Origin of the sequence: Nitratireductor alexandrii, assembly GCF_004000215.1 — a bacterium.
Taxonomy (GTDB): Bacteria; Pseudomonadota; Alphaproteobacteria; order Rhizobiales; family Rhizobiaceae; genus Mangrovimarina; species Mangrovimarina alexandrii.
On record NZ_RBVY01000009.1, the window covers coordinates 118,082 to 134,928 of the forward strand.

General features: G+C 66.1%; 19 protein-coding genes. 11 read left to right on the forward strand and 8 right to left on the reverse strand.

Features of this window, described 5'->3' with window-relative positions:
• Positions 1 to 34: 34 nt before the first annotated feature.
• From EP380_RS19125 to EP380_RS19145, 5 genes are all read right to left on the reverse strand, one after another.
• Positions 35 to 574 (reverse strand): SRPBCC family protein, encoded by a 540-nt coding sequence (locus EP380_RS19125; protein ID WP_127600097.1) that lies wholly within the window; start codon positions 572 to 574, stop codon positions 35 to 37.
• On the reverse strand, positions 567 to 974 hold the full coding sequence (locus EP380_RS19130) for an ArsR/SmtB family transcription factor (RefSeq protein ID WP_127600099.1): 408 nt from the start codon (positions 972 to 974) through the stop codon (positions 567 to 569). Before EP380_RS19130 ends, EP380_RS19125 begins: the two co-directional genes overlap by 8 nt.
• A gap of 111 nt (positions 975 to 1,085) precedes the next feature.
• The gene (locus tag EP380_RS19135) at positions 1,086 to 1,742 is read right to left on the reverse strand and encodes a peroxiredoxin (protein WP_106572594.1); all 657 of its coding nucleotides are present in this window, start codon (positions 1,740 to 1,742) and stop codon (positions 1,086 to 1,088) included.
• 179 nt (positions 1,743 to 1,921) lie between these two features.
• On the reverse strand, positions 1,922 to 3,508 hold the full coding sequence (locus tag EP380_RS19140) for a peptide chain release factor 3 (RefSeq protein ID WP_127600101.1): 1,587 nt from the start codon (positions 3,506 to 3,508) through the stop codon (positions 1,922 to 1,924).
• 103 nt (positions 3,509 to 3,611) lie between these two features.
• On the reverse strand, positions 3,612 to 4,283 hold the full coding sequence (locus EP380_RS19145) for a pentapeptide repeat-containing protein (RefSeq protein ID WP_420845880.1): 672 nt from the start codon (positions 4,281 to 4,283) through the stop codon (positions 3,612 to 3,614).
• Positions 4,284 to 4,533: 250 nt separating this feature from the next.
• Here EP380_RS19145 and EP380_RS19150 point away from each other — a divergent pair, with 250 nt between their 5' ends.
• Positions 4,534 to 6,099, forward strand: coding sequence for a tryptophan halogenase family protein (locus EP380_RS19150; protein ID WP_158264406.1), 1,566 nt, complete (start codon positions 4,534 to 4,536; stop codon positions 6,097 to 6,099).
• On the opposite strand, the gene EP380_RS19155 is transcribed toward EP380_RS19150, so the two are convergent.
• The gene (locus EP380_RS19155) at positions 6,080 to 6,358 is read right to left on the reverse strand and encodes a DUF6356 family protein (RefSeq protein ID WP_238719936.1); all 279 of its coding nucleotides are present in this window, start codon (positions 6,356 to 6,358) and stop codon (positions 6,080 to 6,082) included. The two genes, EP380_RS19150 and EP380_RS19155, sit on opposite strands and share 20 nt — an antisense overlap.
• 131 nt (positions 6,359 to 6,489) lie before the next feature.
• Here EP380_RS19155 and EP380_RS19160 point away from each other — a divergent pair, with 131 nt between their 5' ends.
• The 5 genes from EP380_RS19160 to EP380_RS19180 all read left to right on the forward strand — a co-directional run bounded on the left by EP380_RS19160 (position 6,490) and on the right by EP380_RS19180 (position 10,359).
• A complete protein-coding gene (locus tag EP380_RS19160; protein WP_106572591.1) occupies positions 6,490 to 6,960 on the forward strand; it encodes an Lrp/AsnC family transcriptional regulator in 471 nt (156 codons plus the stop codon).
• A 74-nt stretch (positions 6,961 to 7,034) separates the two neighbouring features.
• Positions 7,035 to 8,231: an MFS transporter gene (locus EP380_RS19165; RefSeq protein ID WP_127600105.1), complete on the forward strand. Its 1,197-nt coding sequence runs from the start codon at positions 7,035 to 7,037 to the stop codon at positions 8,229 to 8,231.
• A 79-nt stretch (positions 8,232 to 8,310) separates the two neighbouring features.
• Complete coding sequence (gene dut / locus EP380_RS19170; RefSeq protein ID WP_106572589.1) at positions 8,311 to 8,766, forward strand: dUTP diphosphatase; 456 nt, start codon at positions 8,311 to 8,313, stop codon at positions 8,764 to 8,766.
• Between the two features lie 2 nt (positions 8,767 to 8,768).
• Positions 8,769 to 9,419 carry an HAD family hydrolase gene (locus EP380_RS19175; RefSeq protein WP_127600228.1) on the forward strand — a complete coding sequence of 217 codons (651 nt, stop codon included), beginning with the start codon at positions 8,769 to 8,771 and terminating at the stop codon, positions 9,417 to 9,419.
• Between the two features lie 136 nt (positions 9,420 to 9,555).
• Complete coding sequence (locus EP380_RS19180; RefSeq protein WP_106572587.1) at positions 9,556 to 10,359, forward strand: isocitrate lyase/PEP mutase family protein; 804 nt, start codon at positions 9,556 to 9,558, stop codon at positions 10,357 to 10,359.
• Positions 10,360 to 10,454: 95 nt separating this feature from the next.
• On the opposite strand, the gene EP380_RS19185 is transcribed toward EP380_RS19180, so the two are convergent.
• Positions 10,455 to 11,315: an META domain-containing protein gene (locus EP380_RS19185; protein ID WP_127600107.1), complete on the reverse strand. Its 861-nt coding sequence runs from the start codon at positions 11,313 to 11,315 to the stop codon at positions 10,455 to 10,457.
• Positions 11,316 to 11,452: 137 nt separating this feature from the next.
• On the opposite strand from EP380_RS19185, the gene EP380_RS19190 reads away from it, so the two are divergent.
• The 5 genes from EP380_RS19190 (at position 11,453) to EP380_RS19210 (ending at position 15,916) form a co-directional block, all read left to right on the forward strand.
• Positions 11,453 to 12,454 (forward strand): proline racemase family protein, encoded by a 1,002-nt coding sequence (locus EP380_RS19190; protein WP_127600109.1) that lies wholly within the window; start codon positions 11,453 to 11,455, stop codon positions 12,452 to 12,454.
• A gap of 105 nt (positions 12,455 to 12,559) precedes the next feature.
• A complete protein-coding gene (locus EP380_RS19195; RefSeq protein ID WP_127600111.1) occupies positions 12,560 to 13,177 on the forward strand; it encodes a LysE family translocator in 618 nt (205 codons plus the stop codon).
• 150 nt (positions 13,178 to 13,327) lie between these two features.
• Complete coding sequence (locus tag EP380_RS19200) at positions 13,328 to 13,666, forward strand: hypothetical protein (protein WP_106572583.1); 339 nt, start codon at positions 13,328 to 13,330, stop codon at positions 13,664 to 13,666.
• A 170-nt stretch (positions 13,667 to 13,836) separates the two neighbouring features.
• Complete coding sequence (locus tag EP380_RS19205; protein WP_106572582.1) at positions 13,837 to 14,091, forward strand: helix-turn-helix domain-containing protein; 255 nt, start codon at positions 13,837 to 13,839, stop codon at positions 14,089 to 14,091.
• Positions 14,092 to 14,200: 109 nt separating this feature from the next.
• Positions 14,201 to 15,916, forward strand: a complete 1,716-nt coding sequence (locus tag EP380_RS19210) for a SulP family inorganic anion transporter (protein WP_164749921.1) — start codon at positions 14,201 to 14,203, stop codon at positions 15,914 to 15,916.
• On the opposite strand, the gene EP380_RS19215 is transcribed toward EP380_RS19210, so the two are convergent.
• A complete protein-coding gene (locus tag EP380_RS19215; RefSeq protein WP_127600113.1) occupies positions 15,905 to 16,840 on the reverse strand; it encodes a LysR family transcriptional regulator in 936 nt (311 codons plus the stop codon). The genes EP380_RS19210 and EP380_RS19215 overlap by 12 nt on opposite strands.
• Positions 16,841 to 16,847: the final 7 nt, after the last annotated feature.

The window sequence follows — 16,847 nt, forward strand, 5'->3', positions numbered from 1 at the left end:
CTGCTCCGCCGACGCGGCTCCGGCTCCGGCATGCTTAAGTCCGGGCGAAGCGCTCCTTGTAGTCCGCCTCCAGCGCGGTGATGCGCGACCAGAAGGGCGGTGTCGCCGTGCCTGCGAGAGCGGCCTCCAGGACGGCGAGATGGGCATGCCAGCCGCTGGAAACATTGGCCATTGCGTCGGCATCGGCGAGCCGCGTGTGGGTCACCACCAGCAAGACCTCGTCTCCGTCCGGGAAAAGCTCGAACCGCACCACACTGTCCTCGCCGTCGCCCGGCCAGGTCATGGCAAGCACGCGCGGCGGATCGCATTCCAGAATGCGGGCTTCGGCCGCAACGCCGTTCTCGTTCATCTCGCAATAGCGTGCCGGCGGGGCCTCGTCGGTGAAATTGGCGTGGCGGAACACGAGCCGCACCGCGCCGCCGGCGCGCAGCTCCATGTCGCCGTCGGCGAGCCATTGCCGGCGCTTGTCGGCCTGTGTCAGATAGGCCCAGATTCGTTCGGCCGGGCCCGGCAGTCGGCGCTCCAGGCGTACCGTGTCGGCCGCCGTCGCGACGCCGTAGCTCTCATCAAACATCGCCCTTCCTTTCTTGATTGCGCGACGGGGTGGGGCGGGACGAATTTGCCGGCGCGGTTTGCCGCGCCTGTGCGTCCTCGGCCTTGAGCAGGGTTTCGAGACGGTCGAGCCCGCGGGTCCAGAAGCGTTCGTAATGGTTGAGCCAGGCCTGCGCCTCGGCGAGCCGCGTCGCCTCGAGACGGCACAGATGCGTGCGTCCGCGCACCTCGCGCCGCACCAGGCCGGCGCGTTCCAGTACCTTCACGTGCTTGGCCGCGCCGGCGAAGCTCATCGCATAGGGGGCGGCCAGCTCGCCGACGCTGAGTGCGCCGTCGCGAAGCCGGGCCAGCATGCCGCGCCGCGTGCGATCCGACAGGGCATGAAAGACAATATCCAGGGAGCCGTTTGCTTGTTCAACCATTAGGTTGAATTAATGCGAGGCCGCATAATTGTCAACCGTTCGGTATAATAACGGGTCCGAAAAAAGGCCGGTGCGGGACCGGCCTTTCGTCAAATATAGGCGAGCGCTCGCTCAGGCGGCCGGCTGCTTGGTCTTGCGCAGATAGGGCAGCACCGTATCGAAGGCGCCGAACTTCTGCTTCGCCGCCTCGTCGCCGACCGAGGTCGGGATGATGACGTCGTCGCCGACATTCCAGTTGGCCGGCGTGGCGATGGTGTGCTTGGCCGCCGTCTGCAGCGCGTCAAGCGCCCGCAGCACCTCGGCGAAGTTGCGGCCGACATTCATCGGATAGGTCATCGACAGCTTGAGCTGCTTGTCGGGACCGATGATGAACACCGAGCGCACGGTGGCGCTGTCGTTGGGCGTGCGACCGTCCGGCAGGTAGGCTTCGGCCGGCAGCATGTCGAACGCCTTGGAAACCGCGAGCCCCTCGTCGGCGATGATCGGAAACTTGGCCTGCGCGCCGCCGACCTTCTCGATGTCGCCCTTCCATTTCTTGTGGTCCTCGACGCCGTCGACCGAAATGCCGATCACCTTGGTGCCGCGCTTGGTCCATTCGTCGTCGAGCTGCGCGACCGCGCCGAATTCCGTGGTGCAGACCGGCGTGAAGTCCTTCGGGTGGGAAAACAGGATCGCCCAGCTGTCGCCGATCCAGTCATGCAGCTTGAACGTGCCCTGATCGGTTTCGACGGTGAGATTGGGGATCGTGTCGTTGATGCGCAAACCCATGGCGGTCTCCTTGCTGTTCGTCCGGATCGCATGTCCGGGTGTTTATGTCGGTGCGATCATAGCCGAATTCCAAGACGATTCGAGGAAATGGACCGCGCATTTCGTCGCGGTCGGGAATGAAACCGTTCCGAACGAGACGAAAACGGAATTCCGTTCCCGCGCGTCGCCGAACGCTGCCGCTACGCCGCGTCCCGGGCCTGGTAATCCTTGACGGCGTCGAAGCGAACCGCTTTCCAGCGCTCGGCCTCGTAGGTGAGGCCGAATTCGTGTGGCGCGAGAAACACCGGGTCGCCGTCGAGGTCGCGGGCGATGTCGCCGCGATGCGCATCGATGAAGCGCTGCAATTCGTCCTTGTCGGCGGTGATCCACCGGCAGACCGAAAACCGCGCCGTCTCGAAATCCACCGGCAGCGAATATTCCACCTCGAGCCGGACCTTCAAGACGTCGAGCTGCAGCGCGCCGACGACGCCGACGATCGCCGGCGAGCCGTCCTCGGGCAGGAAAAGCTGCACCACGCCTTCCTCGGCCATCTGCTGCAGCGCTTCCCGCAGCTTCTTGGCCTTCATCGGGTCGCCGAGCCGCACCCGGCGCAGGATTTCGGGCGCGAAATTGGGCACGCCGCGGAAATAGAGTTCTTCGCCTTCCGTCAGCGTATCGCCGATCCTCAGCGTGCCGTGATTGGGAATGCCGACCACGTCGCCGGCATAGGCCTCGTCGGCGGTGACGCGCGTCTTGGCGAAGAAGAACTGTGGCGCCGACAGGCTCATCGGCTTGCCGGTCCTGACCAACTTGGCCTTCATGCCGCGCGCGAGCTTGCCCGAACAGACCCGCACGAAGGCGATCCGGTCGCGATGGTTGGGGTCCATATTAGCTTGGATCTTGAACACGAACGAGGTCATTTTCGGTTCGCTCGCCTCGACCCTGCGTGCATCGGCCTCCTGGGCGCGCGGCTGCGGGGCAAACGCCCCCAGCGCGTCGATCAGGTCGCGCACGCCGAAATTTCTGAGCGCGGAACCGAAATAGACTGGCGTCAGGTGCCCCTCGCGAAAAGCCTGCAGGTCGAACGGTCGGCACGCGCCGCGCGCAAGCTCCAGCTCCTCGATGAAATCGGCGCGCTCGTTTTCCGGCAAAAGCCCGGCCACGCGGTTGGAGTCAGGCCCGTTGACCGGCAGGCGCTCGACCTGGTCGTCGCCGCGCCGGACCGCATTGTCGGCGAGATGGTAGGTGCCGGCAAACGTCTTGCCGCGCCCGATCGGCCAGGTCACCGGCGCCGTGTCGAGCGCGAGCTTGGCCTCGATCTCGTCGAGGATCTCGAACGGGTCGCGGGTCTCGCGGTCCATCTTGTTGACGAACGTGACGATCGGGATGTCGCGCAGCCGGCATACTTCGAACAGTTTCAGCGTGCGCGGCTCGATGCCCTTGGCCGCGTCGATCACCATGACCGCCGAATCCACCGCCGTCAGCGTGCGGTAGGTGTCGTCGGCGAAATCCTCGTGGCCCGGCGTGTCGAGCAGGTTGAAGACATGGTCGCCATATTCGAACGTCATCACCGAGGTGACGACCGAAATGCCGCGCTCGCGCTCGATCTTCATCCAGTCCGAACGTGTCTGGATCTTGTCCTTCTTGGCCTTGACCTCGCCGGCGAGCTGGATCGCACCGCCAAACAAAAGCAGCTTTTCCGTCAGCGTGGTCTTGCCCGCGTCCGGGTGAGAAATGATCGCGAAGGTCCGGCGGCGCGCAACGGCCTTTTCGAGTGTCTCTGCCATGTCGAGGATGTCCGTTGAATGGCGCGCTTATAACCGCGCCGGTCGCGCCTGTCGAACGGGAATTGTCCGGCCGCGGCGGCCCTGCCGGACAGGCGGCCTTGGATTATTCGAAGGCGCAAGGCCAGTTCCGCGGCGCCGTCAATCCCCGCGGCAGCTTGGTTGCCGCGTCGCCGCAGGCAATCTCGATCTGCTCCTGCCGCAATCCGGTCGCCGCCCCGAGATCGACGCCCTCGAACCGGGTCAGGAACAGGAAGGCGCCGGCGAAGTCGACCGGGCCTTCCAGCGTCGTGCCGCGAAAATCCGCCCGCGACAGGTTGGCGAGCGCGAAACTGTTGTTTGCCAGTGCCGATCCGGAAAACTCGGCCCGGCCGAGTTCGGCTTTCTGGAAATCCGCGCCTTTCAGCCAGGCATCGATGAACCGGCTGCGCTGCAACTCGGCGCTGGCAAAGGACGCGTTTTCGGCCGACAGGCCCGACAGGTCGCTGCGATAGGCCTCCACCTTGCCGAAATTGGCTTTTTCGGCGCTGGCGCCGGCAAGCGAGGCGCGCAACAGTGTCGCCTTTTCCAGATTGGCTGAATTCAGGCGCGCGCCGCGCAGATCGGTTTCGCTGAAATCCGTGTCGACGAGCGTGGCCCCTTCCAGATTGGCATCCTTCAGGATCAGCCTGCTCTTGTTGCAGTCGCGCCAGTCGATGCCGGGAACGGGCGCGCTGCGGCAGTTGGCGGCCTGGGCAGCCCCCGCAACGCACGCGAGCGCGACAGCCAATCCGACCAGCGGCACCGGTTTGCGGCGGGGTCGCGTCGTTGGGATGGTGGGTTTTGTTGGCGCCAAGGTTCGAACCTGCCCCGGGTCGATGCTGCGCTCCCTTACTACAGCAAGCGTCGGGCGGTCGCAAAGCGTATCGGCTCTTCGTCGGCAAACATCCTGGGGAGGCCTGCCTATTGTTTGTACACTGACGGTTGACAGTATCACTATATGTCAGTTGGATGACAGCAGTGGGGACAGCAATCATATCGGGAGGATGATGGCTGAGGGGGGAGCCCGGCTTGTCGTCGTTGGAGGCGGGACAGCCGGATGGATCGCGGCGCTGATGCTTCAGCGTCACGCCGCGAGCGCCGACATGGCACTCGACATCGTGGTGGTCGAATCGAGCCGCATTCCGACGATCGGCGTGGGGGAGGGCACGACCGCCGTGTTCCGTCAGGTGCTGATGGATCTGGGCATCGACGAGACCGATTTCGTGCGCAGGACCGGCGCGACCGTCAAGTTCGGCATCCGACACAAGGATTGGCGCCGCAAGGGCCACTGCTATGACGGGCCGATCGACGACCCCAATCTTTTGGCGTTGTCGCGGCAGTTCATGCCCGGCGAACAGCAGTCGATGCTACACATCTATGCCGTGTCGACCGGCCGCAGCGTTGCCGATATCCATTTGTTCGGCGAACTTATGCAGCGCCGCAAATCGCCCTTCGGCCTCGATGGCGACGAGCTCGTCCCGGCCGGACCGTTCCAGCACGCTTTCCATTTCGACCAAGCTAAGGTGGGCGCCTATCTGCGCGAGATCACCGCCGGTGTGCAACTGATCGACGCCGAGGTCGCCGATCTGCGCCGCGATGCCGAGACCGGTACTATCGAGGCTCTGGTGATGACCGACGGCACCGAACTCGCCGGCGATTTTTTCGTCGACTGTACCGGTTTCCGGCGCAAGCTGATCGGCGAGGGCATGGGCGCGAAATGGATGTCTTACCAGGACCACCTGCCGGTGAACCGCGCCATGCCGTTCTGGCTCGACCATGACGAGACGGAAGACATCGCCCCCTTCACCCTGGCCTGGGCGCAGGAGGCTGGCTGGATGTGGGCGGTCCCCACCCGGGAGCGTATCGGCTGCGGCTACGTCTATTCCGACGCGTTTACCACGCCTGACGAGGCCAAGTGTGAGATCGAACGCGCACTCGGCCGCGAGATCGAGCCGCGTGCCGATTTGCGCTTCGACAGCGGCCGCCTCGACCGCGCCTGGATCGGCAATTGCCTGGCGCTCGGCCTGTCGTCGAGTTTTCTGGAGCCGCTGGAGGCGACCTCGATTCACGGCACGATCGTGCAGTTGATGCTGTTCACCCGCTTCTTTTTCGACAAGGCTGGCCATGCCGACGACACAATGCGGCAACGTTACAATGACGCCGTGTCACGCCAGCTCGGCGATTTCCGCGACTTCATCAACCTGCATTATGTCGGCGAGCGCGACGAACCGTTCTGGCGGCATGCCCGTGGCGAATGCATGAACGAGGCCACCCGCGACATGCTCGCCTTTTGCACCGAAAACATGCCGCGCCGCGCCGATTTTCAGCCTTTTCCGGGCGACCTGCCGCACATCAACGAACAGCTTTTTTATCCGGTGCTCGACGGGCTCGGTCATTTGCAGCGCACCGTGGCCAAGACCGAGATGGCCGCCAGTCCGAAAGTGCGCGCCCATGCCCGCAAGGCGGTCGACGCCCATGTGCGCGACTACAAGAAGGCGGCCGGCGACTGCCTCGGCCACCGGCATTATCTCGACCTCGTGGCGGAAGGGGCCGTCAGCTTCCGCTGGCAATAGCCCTGTCTTCTTGGCACGCCCGAGACCGGCCGACCTCCGGCCCGTTCGCGCCTCTGCGGTGCGTGTGCTCGAACAGGTCGCGTACGATCCGGCTGGCCGTGGTTTGAAAGGCGAAAGGCAGGAAGGCATGTCCCAGCGCGGCGAGCGCCGCCAGGGCCAGGCGCCCGCCAAACCACAACGCGAACGCCATATGGCCGAAATAGGTTTCGTCGACCGAAGCCGGATGGTCGGTAAACAGCTTTGCCAGTCGTGTCTGCATGCGCGTCCTCCTGCCTATGCCGCCGCGAACGGCGGGCGTCCGAATTTCGCAAACAGAATAGTTCCTCTATGCGATAAGAAATTCCCAAAATTGTATTGAAAAACGCCCCTCTATGAGACAATTGTCCTTTCATGAAGATTGATCTCGATACGATTGATCGACGAATTCTGGCCGAACTTCAGCTCGACGCCACTTTGTCGGCCGAGCAGCTCTCGCAGCGTGTCGGCCTGTCGCGCAACGCCTGTTGGCGGCGGGTGCGCATGCTGGAGGAAAGCGGCGTCATTACGGGACGGGTCGCGCTGCTCGATCCCGAAAAGCTTGGTTATGGCCTTTCCGTCTTCATGCTGATCCGCACGTCCAGCCACGAGCCCGGCTGGCTGGAGAAATTCCGCGCCGCGGCGGCCTCTCTGCCGGAGATTACCGGCATTTACCGCATGTCGGGCGATCTCGACTATGTTCTGCGCGCGCGCGTTGCCGATATGAAGGCCTATGACAGGCTCTATCAACGCCTGATCGCCAAGGTGCCGCTGTCGGACTGCTCGGCGTCCTTCGTCATGGAGGAAATTCGCGAGACCACTACGCTCCCGATCCAGCACCGCTGAGGCTGCGCGGACGCGCTGGCACTTGCCTGCCTCTCGACCAGCGCGCACAGTTCATTCTGGGGCAGGGGGGATGCATGGGCTCTGGCGCCAAGGCCGTTTCGGTCCTGATACTCGTCGCTGCCGAGATGGCCGGGATGAGCCTGTGGTTCGTCTCCGCCGCCATCCTGCCCGAGATGGCGCGCGACGGGGCGATTTCCGACACCCGCCAGGCATTGTTGTCGAGCGGCGTGCAGGCCGGGTTCGTGCTCGGCGCGCTCGCCATCGCGATTTCGGGCCTTGCCGACCGGCTCGACCCGCGACGGGTTTTCGCGGCCTGCGCGCTCGCCGCCGCGCTTGCCAATCTGGCCCTTCTCGTCCTGCCGCCCGGCGGCAACGGTGCGATCGCCGCGCGCGTCGTTACCGGCGCGCTGCTGGCCGGCGTCTACCCGGTCGGCATGAAGATCGCCGTCGGCTGGGGCCTGCGCGATCGGGGCCTGCTCGTTGGGTTGCTGGTCGGCGCGCTCACCGTCGGCAAGGCGATGCCCTATCTCGCCGCCTATCTCGGCGGGACCGCGTGGCGGCCGACGGTGGCGCTGATCTCCGTTATTGCCGCTGCCGGTGGGCTTCTTGTGCTGGCGGCCGGTCTCGGGCCGCACCATGCCCGCGCACCGCGCTTCGATCCTTTCGCCATCCGGATCGCCTGGACGCATCCGCGTATCCGGCGGGCCTATCTGGGCTATTTCGGCCATATGTGGGAGCTGTTCGCGATGTGGGCCTGGGTCGGCGCGGCGCTGACCGTCTCCTATGCCGTGTCGATGGACACGCTCGCCGCCGAGAGCCTGGCCAAGCTGAGCATGTTCGCGGCGATCGCGCTCGGAGCTTTGTTCTGCGTGCCGGCCGGCTGGTACGCCGACCGCGTCGGCAAGGCAGAGATCACCATAGTCGCGATGGCGGTCAGCGGTGCCGCCGCTTTGTTGACCGCCTTGACCTTCGGCGGTCCGCCTTGGCTCACCTTCGCGCTGGTCGCGCTCTGGGGCATCGCCGTCATCCCCGATTCGGCGCAGTTTTCTGCCATCGTCGCCGACAATGCGCCGCCCGAACTCGTCGGCAGCCTGATGACCTTCCAGACCGCGCTCGGCTTCACCTTGACGATCGCCACCGTCCAGCTCACGCCGCTGGCGGCCGAGGCGTTCGGCTGGCCGGCGGTGCTGGCCGGGCTTGCCCTTGGACCCGCGGTCGGGATCGTGGCGATGCTGCCGCTGCGTCGGCGCGGCACGAGCGACATGTCTTAAGCCGGTTTTTTGCCGCGCCGCGCCCGTATGCGGAAACCGGGCCGTTGACCGCGCGCGCGGCGTCCGGCAAAGGAACGCCATGACCACCGCTCTCGGCATTATCCGCCTGCCGCACGCCGCCGGCCTCGACCGACCCGCCTATGCCAGTGCCGGCGCCGCCGGGCTGGATCTGCGCGCGGCCGTTCCCGAAGACCGACAGATCATCGTGCTGCCGGGGCGGCGCGCCCTGGTGCCGACCGGCTTTATCTTCGAGATCCCCGACGGCTACGAGGGCCAGGTGCGGCCGCGCTCGGGCCTGGCGCTGAAGAACGGCATCACCTGCTTGAATGCCCCCGGCACCATCGACAGCGACTATCGCGGCGAGGTGAAGGTCCTGCTCGTCAATCTCGGCGAGGAGGATTTTGCGGTCACGCGCGGCCTGCGTATTGCCCAACTGGTGCTGGCGCCGGTTTCGCGCCTGCCGCTCGAGGAGCGCGAGCAGGCGACGGCGACCGGGCGCGGCGCCGGCGGGTTCGGTTCCACGGGCACGGCGTGACGATGCCGCCCCGGCTCGTGCTGTTCGATTGCGACGGGGTGCTGGTCGACACCGAGACCATCGCCAATCGCCGTCTGGTCGAATTGTTCAACGAGGCGGGTTTCGCCACCGATTACGCCTATTGCCGGTGCCATTTTTCCGGCCGCTCGCTGACATCGGTTCAAGAAGAGATCGAGGCTTCCGGAGTCAGGCTCGGTGCCGATTTCGTCGATCGCTGGAACGAGGGCCTGCCGGCGCTGTTTGCGGACCAGGTCGAGCCGATCCCGCATGTCAGGCAGGCCGTCGAGGCGGTGCGCGACGCCGGCATTGCCTATTGCGTGGCGACCTCGGCGCGCATTTCCAAGATGCACATCACGCTCGGCGCGACCGGGCTTCTGCCGCTGTTCGAACACGCCTTGTTTTCCGCCACCATGGTCGCGCGCGGCAAGCCCGCCCCCGATCTGTTCCTGCATGCGGCCGCGGCGATGGGGCATCCGCCCGAGGCCGCGATCGTCGTGGAGGATTCCGTGCCCGGCACCCGGGCCGGCAAGGCGGCGGGCATGACGGTGCTGTCATATGCCGGCGATCCGATGGCCGATCGCGACGGGCTGCGTGAAGCCGGCGGCATCCTGTTCGACGACATGCGTGATCTGCCCGCCCTGATCGGCCTTTGAACGACGGCGCCGGGCGCCGCTTTCGTGCCGTCCGGGTTTGTCAGCAGGTTCGGCCTGGACCAAGCGTCTCGACTTTGCAGGCGGCGGGTCGTCGGCATAGCATTTCGCCGCGCCATATCCCACGGGAGGAAGAATGATGGACAAGGGCAGAATTTTTCGCGCGCTGCACGAGGCGCCCGCGCCATTTATCATCCCCAACCCGTGGGATGTCGGGACGGCACGGTTTTTAGCCTCGCTCGGCTTTACCGCGCTCGCCACCACCAGCGCGGGCTATGCGTTTTCGCGCGGCCGGCCGGATGGGGCGATCCCCTTCGACGACATGATCGGCCATTGTCGCGAGATCGTCGCCTCGAGCGACCTGCCCGTCTCCGCCGATCTCGAGCACGGCAAGGGCGACAGTCCCGACAGCGCGGCCGAAACGATCTTCGCCGCCGATGCCGCGGGACTTGCCGGCTGCTCGATCGAGGATTCGACCGGCGATCCCGACCGGCCGATCTACGAGTTCTCGCTGGCCGTTGAGCGTGTCGCAGCGGCCGTCGAGGCGGCGCGCTCGCTCGGCCACGATTTCGTCTTCACCGCCCGGGCTGAGAATTTCTTGTGGGGCATCCGCGATCTCGACGACACGATCAGGCGGTTGCAAGCCTTCGAAAAGGCCGGTGCGGACGTGCTCTATGCGCCGGCTCTGGCCGATATCGAAACGGTTCGCACCGTGTGCGCGGCGGTGTCGCGGCCGGTCAATGTTCTCGCCGTGCCGGGCCTGTCGGTCGCCGAACTGGCCGCGGCGGGCGTGAAGCGCATTTCGCTCGGCTCCAAACTCACCATCGCCGCCTTCGGGGCGGTCGAGGCCGCCGCGCGCGAAATGCTGGACGAGGGCAGTTTCGAATTCTCCCGCGGCGGACCGTCATTCGCGACACTGCAGAACCTGTTTTCCGCCGCCTGATCGCGCGCCGTCGCCTGGCGGGCGAACGCGGTGCGTCTCCGGCAGCGGGAACCGGCACCGACGTTGCCGCCTCCCGCCGGTCCCGTTGCGGCCGGTCAGAGCCTGCGCAGCACCAGCACGGTGTCGCCGCCCCGGTTCTTCAGCGTCAGCCGCGATCCGCGCTTCGTCACCCGGCTTGCCGCGGTCAGCGCCTGCGTGAAGGAGCGCTCGACATTCATCGCCGCCCGGTCCGGGCACATCATCTTGGTCTGCATCGGCGCGCTCGAGCGCCAGGCATCGCCATGCTGGGCGATCATTGCGGTGATGGTGTTGCAGCCGGCCTTGGCGCGCATGCCGCCATCGGCACCGATGTCGATGCGGGTGGCCTGCGACTGGGTCGGATCGAGCCTCACCAGATGGCCGGTCTGCGCCGCGGCTACCTGCTCGATGCGCCAGGCGCCGCGCACCGCCTCCGAGACACCCGTACGGGCTTGTTGGCCCTGCGGCTGAATCGCGCGCGCCGGCACGATATCAAAGATCTCCCAGCCGCGCGGCTTGCCCGTCGATACCGCGGCAAGCCGCGAGCCCGGGCCGACGCCGGCGCGTACCAGCTTGCCGTTCTGCACCGATTTAAGCGCGTGCGCGCTTCCGCCGAGCGCCAGCAGATGAAAACGTTCCCATCCGCGTGCATGCGGGCTGCCGGTTGCCAGAAACGTGCCGCCGCCCACGCCGGCGCGTATATAGGAATTGTCGGCCACGACGCGAAACGCCACCGTCCGGCCGTCGAGGCGCTGCATGTCGAGCCTCAAGGCCCGGCTGGCACTGTTTGCGGACGCGGCAAGCAGCCCATTGGCGACGGTAACGTATTTGCCGCTTTGTTTGGAGCGCAGCAGCACTTCCTCGGCACTGGCGGTCTGGCCGCCGAAGGCAAGAAACGCCGCGGCAATCGCGACAAGGCCGGTCAATTTCGTCAACATAAAGATCCCCCTGGATTGGCAATCGTTGCTTGATGATGCACGGATACTGACGTTGTTGATCTGAACGTCTATTGAAGCCGGCGTTCAGCCACGGTTCACGATCCGGCTGGCCGGCGGCTTTATGCGATGGAGTTTTAATGACCGAACCGCTGAGGGTTGTCGATATGCATACCGGCGGCGAGCCGGTGCGCATCGTCACCGCTGGATATCCGCCTTTGCCTGCCGGCACGATCCTGCACAAGCGCGCTTATGTGCGCGACAATCTCGATCATCTGCGCCGGATCCTGATGTTGGAGCCGCGCGGCCATATCGACATGTACGGTGCGCTGCTGGTCGAGCCGGACCTGCCGGGTGCGGACCTGGCGGTGCTTTTTATGCACAATCAGGGATATTCGACCATGTGCGGCCATGCCGTCATCGCGCTGGGACGGTATGCTGTCGACGAGGGGCTGGTGCCGGCCGACGCGCCCGTCGCCACCGTCAACATTGAATGCCCTTGCGGCATGGTCGAGGCCACGGTTGAGATCATCGACGGCCGGGCGGGCGCGGTGTCGTTCAGGAGCGTGCCCTCCTTTGCCTTTGCCGCCGGCCGGTCGGTCGACCTGCCCGGATTCGGCCCGGTCGGCTTCGACATCGCCTATGGCGGTGCCTTCTACGCCCTGGCGGAGGCGGACCGGTTCGGTCTCGCATTCGGCCGCGATCCCGTGCGTGCCTTCGTCGACGCCGCGAGCGCGCTGACGGCAGCGGTCAAGCGCGCGTATCCGCTCGCCCATCCCGACCACGACGATCTCGCCTTTCTCTACGGGTCGATCCTGACCGATGGCGGCGACGGGGCGGGCGCTGCGACGAAAAATATCTGCGTTTTCGCCGATGCCCAGGTCGACCGCTCGCCGACCGGCTCGGGCGTTACCGCGCGGATGGCGGCCATGCATGCCGCCGGCGCAGTTGATCTCGGCGAGCCCCGGTCGTTCGAAAGCATCACCGGTGCTGTTTTTACCGCCTGCGTCGAGCGGCAGGTCGACATCGGCGCCCGCCGCGGCGTCGAGGTCCGGGTCTCTGGTCGTGCCTATTATTGCGGCCGCGCCGAGTTCTCCGTCGAGCCGGACGATCCGCTCGGCGGTGGTTTTTTGGTGCGCTGAGCCGGCGGCAGCCAGCGGCCGGGCGACGGCGCTGGCCCATAGAAAAATCCGCCGTTCGCCGCGGCAAGTGTGATATCGGCTCGCGCAGCACAACGGAGCCGACCCATGACGATCGCGGGTTTCATCGCTTACGCCGGCGCGCTTGCCATCGCCGCATCCATTCCCGGCCCGGGCATCACCGCCCTGGTCGCCCGGGCGCTCGGTTCGGGTTTTCGTCCGGCATTGTTCATGAGCTTCGGGCTGATCCTGGGCGATCTGACCTATCTGACCGCCGTCGTGCTCGGCCTTGCCGTGGTCGCGCAGAGTTTCGGGCTGGTCTTCCTGGTCGTCAAATGGGCCGGTGTGGCCTATCTCGCCTGGCTGGCCTATCGTTTCTGGACGGCTGGCATCGTGGCGGAGACGGTGACGGCAGAGACGGGGCGGGGCGGCCTGATGGCGAGTTTCGTCTCCGGCGTCACGATCACGCTCGGCAATCCCAAGACCATGATCTTTTACCTCGCCATCACGCCGACCGTCATCGATCTCGCCGCGGTTTCGGCAAGCGACTACGCAGTTCTGGCGGGGTTGACGGCGCTGGTGCTGATCGTCGTGCTGGTGCCCTATCTGGCACTCGCCGCCCATGCCCGTACGCTTTTCGCGCGCCCGGCCGCCTTGCGGCTTCTCAACCGGACGGCCGCGACCTTTCTCGGCGGGGCCGCCGCGGCGATCGCCATACGCGGCTGACCGGTCGCAGGGCGTTCCGTTTCCAATATCGGGTCTCTGAACGGCGCGGTGCGGGCGCTTCGCGCAATGGTTGAAAATCGTGCTTGACCGGACGCTCGAGCAGGCGCACAAGCGAATCCTCTCCGATGACAAAAAAGGGTGGTCGCGGGCATGAGCGCGTGGGGCTTCCTCCAACTATGTGTGTCAACGGCGGTCTTCCTCGCTGCCGCGAGTGTCGCCAAGACCTGGACAATGACGCCGTCGACCGGCCGGCTGGTGTTGACCCTTGCGCTCTATACGCTCGGCAATCTGATCATGCTGCGCCTGATCCGCGATTTCGGGATGGGCGTGGCGCTCAGCCTGTCGGCCGTGATCCAGCTCGTGGCCGTCAATCTCGTCGCCTTCGCCTGGTTCGGCGAACGCCTGAACGCCGTTCAGGGAAGCGGCATCGCCTTTGCGGTGCTGGCCGTGACGCTGGTTTCCCTGGGACCCTATTTCACCGGCCGCTGAGCCATTTTGCTCCTGCGTTACGGTATCGCCGTCGTTGATGCCGTGGCGACTGCAGGCACCGGCCCCGCAGCGCCTTGGCGCATCGGTCCGTCCCGGTTTCCATGCATATTGATGTTTTAAACATGACTATATATAGAATAATGATTATCAATGAGGGATAAGAGCGAAGCGTGATCACCGCAGCTCAAATGAAGGCCGCGCGGGCGCTTGCCGGTATCGACCAGAAAACGCTCGCCGAGCGGGCCGGCGTTTCGCTGCCGACCATTCAGCGCATGGAGGCCTCCGAAGGGGTGGTGCGCGGGGTGGTCGACACGCTGGTCAAGGTGATCCAGGCCCTGAACGAGGCCGGCGTCGAGTTGATCGGCGATCACCAGCCCAGCACGGAGGGCGGTCGCGGCGTGCGCCTGAAGGAGCCGGGTAGCTAGGGTGTGGCAGCGGCCGTCTGCCGCGACGGCGGCATGATCCGGTTTCGCCGATGTTTTGCCTTGTCCGTATGTGGTGCGGCCGGTTGCGGCGTGCCCGAACCGGAGTGGTGTGACCGTGCAGTCGTCGATTTCCCATAGCGCCCGTCCGGCCGCGGCCGGGTTTCGCGAGCTCTTCACGCCCAAGCTGGTCACGGTGTTGCGCGAGGGATACGGCCTTGCCGGGCTGCGCGCCGACGCCGTTGCCGGTCTGACCGTCGCGATCGTCGCACTGCCGCTATCGATGGCGATCGCCATCGCCTCCGGCGTTTCCCCCGAACGGGGCCTGTTCACCGCGATTGTCGGCGGTTTCCTGGTGTCGGCGCTCGGCGGCAGCCGCTTTCAGGTCGGTGGCCCGGCCGGCGCCTTCATCGTGCTGGTGGCCGCCACGGTCGAGCGCCACGGCATTGACGGGCTTTTGCTGGCGACGCTGCTGGCCGGCCTGTTCCTGATCGCGATCGGCTTGCTGCGGCTCGGCACCTACATCAAGTTCATCCCCTATCCGGTCACGGTCGGCTTCACCGCCGGCATCGCCGTCATCATTTTCGCCAGTCAGTTGCGCGACCTGTTCGGGCTCGCTCTGCCCGGCAAGGAGCCGGGGCCGCTGATCGAGAAGCTGCCGGTGCTGTGGACTGCGGCTGAAACGGCCAGTCCCGCGGCGTTCGTCGTTGCCGTTGCGACCGTCGCCGTGATCGCCGCGGCCAAGCATTTGCGGCCCGGCTGGCCCGGCATGCTGATCGCCATCGTTTTGGCGGCTGTGGCGGTGGCCGTGTTTTCCTTGCCGGTCGAGACGGTCGGCGACCGTTTCGGCGACATCCCGCGCATGCCGCCGGCGCCGGCAATGCCTGGCTTCAGTTCCGACAAGCTCATCGCCGTGCTGCCTGACGCCGCCGCCTTCGCACTGCTTGGAGCGATCGAATCGCTGTTGTCGGCCGTCGTCGCCGACGGCATGACCGGCCGGCGGCATCGCTCCAATTGCGAACTCGTCGCGCAAGGCGTCGCCAATATCGGCTCGGCCCTGTTCGGCGGCATCTGCGTCACCGGGACGATCGCGCGCACCGCCACCAATGTACGCGCCGGGGCGCGCGGTCCGGTCGCGGGCATGCTGCACGCTCTGTTCCTGCTTGCCTTCATGCTGCTTGCCGCGCCGCTCGCGCGCTACATTCCGCTGGCCGCGCTTGCCGGGTTGCTCGCTTTCGTGGCCTGGAACATGGTCGAGCGTCACGCGATCGCCGCCATCGTGCGCTCGTCGCGCGGCGAGGCACTGGTCCTAGGCGTGACCTTCCTGCTCGTGGTCTTCCGCGATCTGAGCGAGGGCATTCTCGTCGGCTTCGCGCTTGGCGCACTCCTGTTCTTGAACCGCATGGCCAAGTCGATCGCGGTCGAGACGCACGTGCCGTTTGTCGAGGAGGATGTCGCAGACAGCGTCAATGGCGACCGTGCCGCCTACGATGCTGCCGAGGGCAGTTCGCCCGAGACCGTGGTCTATCGCATTTCCGGCGCCTTCTTCTTCGGGTCGGCCGCCACCGTCGGTGCGGTTCTCGACCGTATCGCCGACCAGCGCCGGAACTTCATCCTCGACTGTTCGGCCGTGCCCGTTCTCGACACCACGGCGGCCAATGTGATCGCCGGCGTTGCGCGCAAGGCGCATCGTGCCGGGATTCGTTTCGTCATCGCCGGTGCCGCGCCGCCCGTGCGCCGCATGCTGCAGCGCCAGGGCGCGCGTCGGCCGCATGCCGTGTTCGCGGCGAGCCTGAAGGAGGCGCGTGCGCTTTTGTCAAACGGCTGACGGTGTCGGCGCCTCGGCGTTGACGCAGGCGGCAAGCTCCTTGCGGAAGCGGTCGATCATCCAAGCGGTCGCCGGTCCGGGCAGGCGCGCGACATGGTGGAGTGCGATCAGGGGAAAGGCGCGTTCGGGATAGGCGTCGATGGACAGCCGCACCAGCCGTCCTGCTTCCAGATCGGCGCGCACCGTCGAAATCGGCAATCCGCCCCAGCCGAGCCCGGCCAGGATCAGCGCGTGCTTGACCCCCATGTCCGTCATGCGCCAGTTGCGGAACGACAAGACGCCGAAATCCCGGCCGCGCGTGTGGTCGGTCGGATCGGTGATGACGAGCTGCGTCTGTTCGCGCACCAGCTCGATCGGCACGGGTGGCACGGCTCGTGCCAGCGGGTGGCCTGGTGCCGCGACCGGAATCATCGAGGTTGCGCCGACGCCGGCGCGCACCACCCGCGCGTCGATGTCGGTCACCTGGCCGCCGGCGATGCCCAGCGTCGCTTCCTGCCGCAGGATCTGGTCGTGCACCATGCCGAGCGCGCCGACATTGAGCCGCACGCCGACGGTCGGGAACCGGTCGCCAAAGGCGCCGAGCACGCGGGCAAGCGCCTGGGTCGGCACGGTGGCGTCGACGGCGAGAGCGATTTCGGGCTCAAGCCCGCTTTTGAGGCCGCCCGCCCTGGCGCGCATCCCCTCCAGCCCGGCAATGATGCGCCGCGCGTCTTCCAGCAGCACCGCGCCCGCTTCCGTCAGGCTCGGCAGGCGCGTGCCGGCACGTTCGAACAGCTTGACCTCGAGCTGGGCTTCCAGATTGGCGATCGCGTAGCTGACCACCGATTGCGAGCGGTTGAGCCGGCGTGCGGCGGCGGAGAAGCCGCCGGTTTCGGCCACGGCCATGAAAATTTCGATCTGATCGAGCGTCGGATGTGCTTCCATCTGAAAA

What these genes read in the sequence shown, in the direction of transcription:
- EP380_RS19125 (WP_127600097.1), bottom strand. Translation starts at nt 574, where the DNA reads ATGTTTGATGAGAGCTACGGCGTCGCGACGGCGGCCGACACGGTACGC.
- EP380_RS19155 (WP_238719936.1), bottom strand. Translation starts at nt 6,358, where the DNA reads ATGCAGACACGACTGGCAAAGCTGTTTACCGACCATCCGGCTTCGGTC.
- EP380_RS19180 (WP_106572587.1), top strand. Translation starts at nt 9,556, where the DNA reads ATGGACAAGGGCAGAATTTTTCGCGCGCTGCACGAGGCGCCCGCGCCA.
- EP380_RS19185 (WP_127600107.1), bottom strand. Translation starts at nt 11,315, where the DNA reads ATGTTGACGAAATTGACCGGCCTTGTCGCGATTGCCGCGGCGTTTCTT.
- EP380_RS19175 (WP_127600228.1), top strand. Translation starts at nt 8,769, where the DNA reads ATGCCGCCCCGGCTCGTGCTGTTCGATTGCGACGGGGTGCTGGTCGAC.
- dut (WP_106572589.1), top strand. Translation starts at nt 8,311, where the DNA reads ATGACCACCGCTCTCGGCATTATCCGCCTGCCGCACGCCGCCGGCCTC.
- EP380_RS19200 (WP_106572583.1), top strand. Translation starts at nt 13,328, where the DNA reads ATGAGCGCGTGGGGCTTCCTCCAACTATGTGTGTCAACGGCGGTCTTC.
- EP380_RS19160 (WP_106572591.1), top strand. Translation starts at nt 6,490, where the DNA reads ATGAAGATTGATCTCGATACGATTGATCGACGAATTCTGGCCGAACTT.
- EP380_RS19165 (WP_127600105.1), top strand. Translation starts at nt 7,035, where the DNA reads ATGGGCTCTGGCGCCAAGGCCGTTTCGGTCCTGATACTCGTCGCTGCC.
- EP380_RS19190 (WP_127600109.1), top strand. Translation starts at nt 11,453, where the DNA reads ATGACCGAACCGCTGAGGGTTGTCGATATGCATACCGGCGGCGAGCCG.
- EP380_RS19130 (WP_127600099.1), bottom strand. Translation starts at nt 974, where the DNA reads ATGGTTGAACAAGCAAACGGCTCCCTGGATATTGTCTTTCATGCCCTG.
- EP380_RS19140 (WP_127600101.1), bottom strand. Translation starts at nt 3,508, where the DNA reads ATGGCAGAGACACTCGAAAAGGCCGTTGCGCGCCGCCGGACCTTCGCG.
- EP380_RS19215 (WP_127600113.1), bottom strand. Translation starts at nt 16,840, where the DNA reads ATGGAAGCACATCCGACGCTCGATCAGATCGAAATTTTCATGGCCGTG.
- EP380_RS19195 (WP_127600111.1), top strand. Translation starts at nt 12,560, where the DNA reads ATGACGATCGCGGGTTTCATCGCTTACGCCGGCGCGCTTGCCATCGCC.
- EP380_RS19150 (WP_158264406.1), top strand. Translation starts at nt 4,534, where the DNA reads ATGGCTGAGGGGGGAGCCCGGCTTGTCGTCGTTGGAGGCGGGACAGCC.
- EP380_RS19135 (WP_106572594.1), bottom strand. Translation starts at nt 1,742, where the DNA reads ATGGGTTTGCGCATCAACGACACGATCCCCAATCTCACCGTCGAAACC.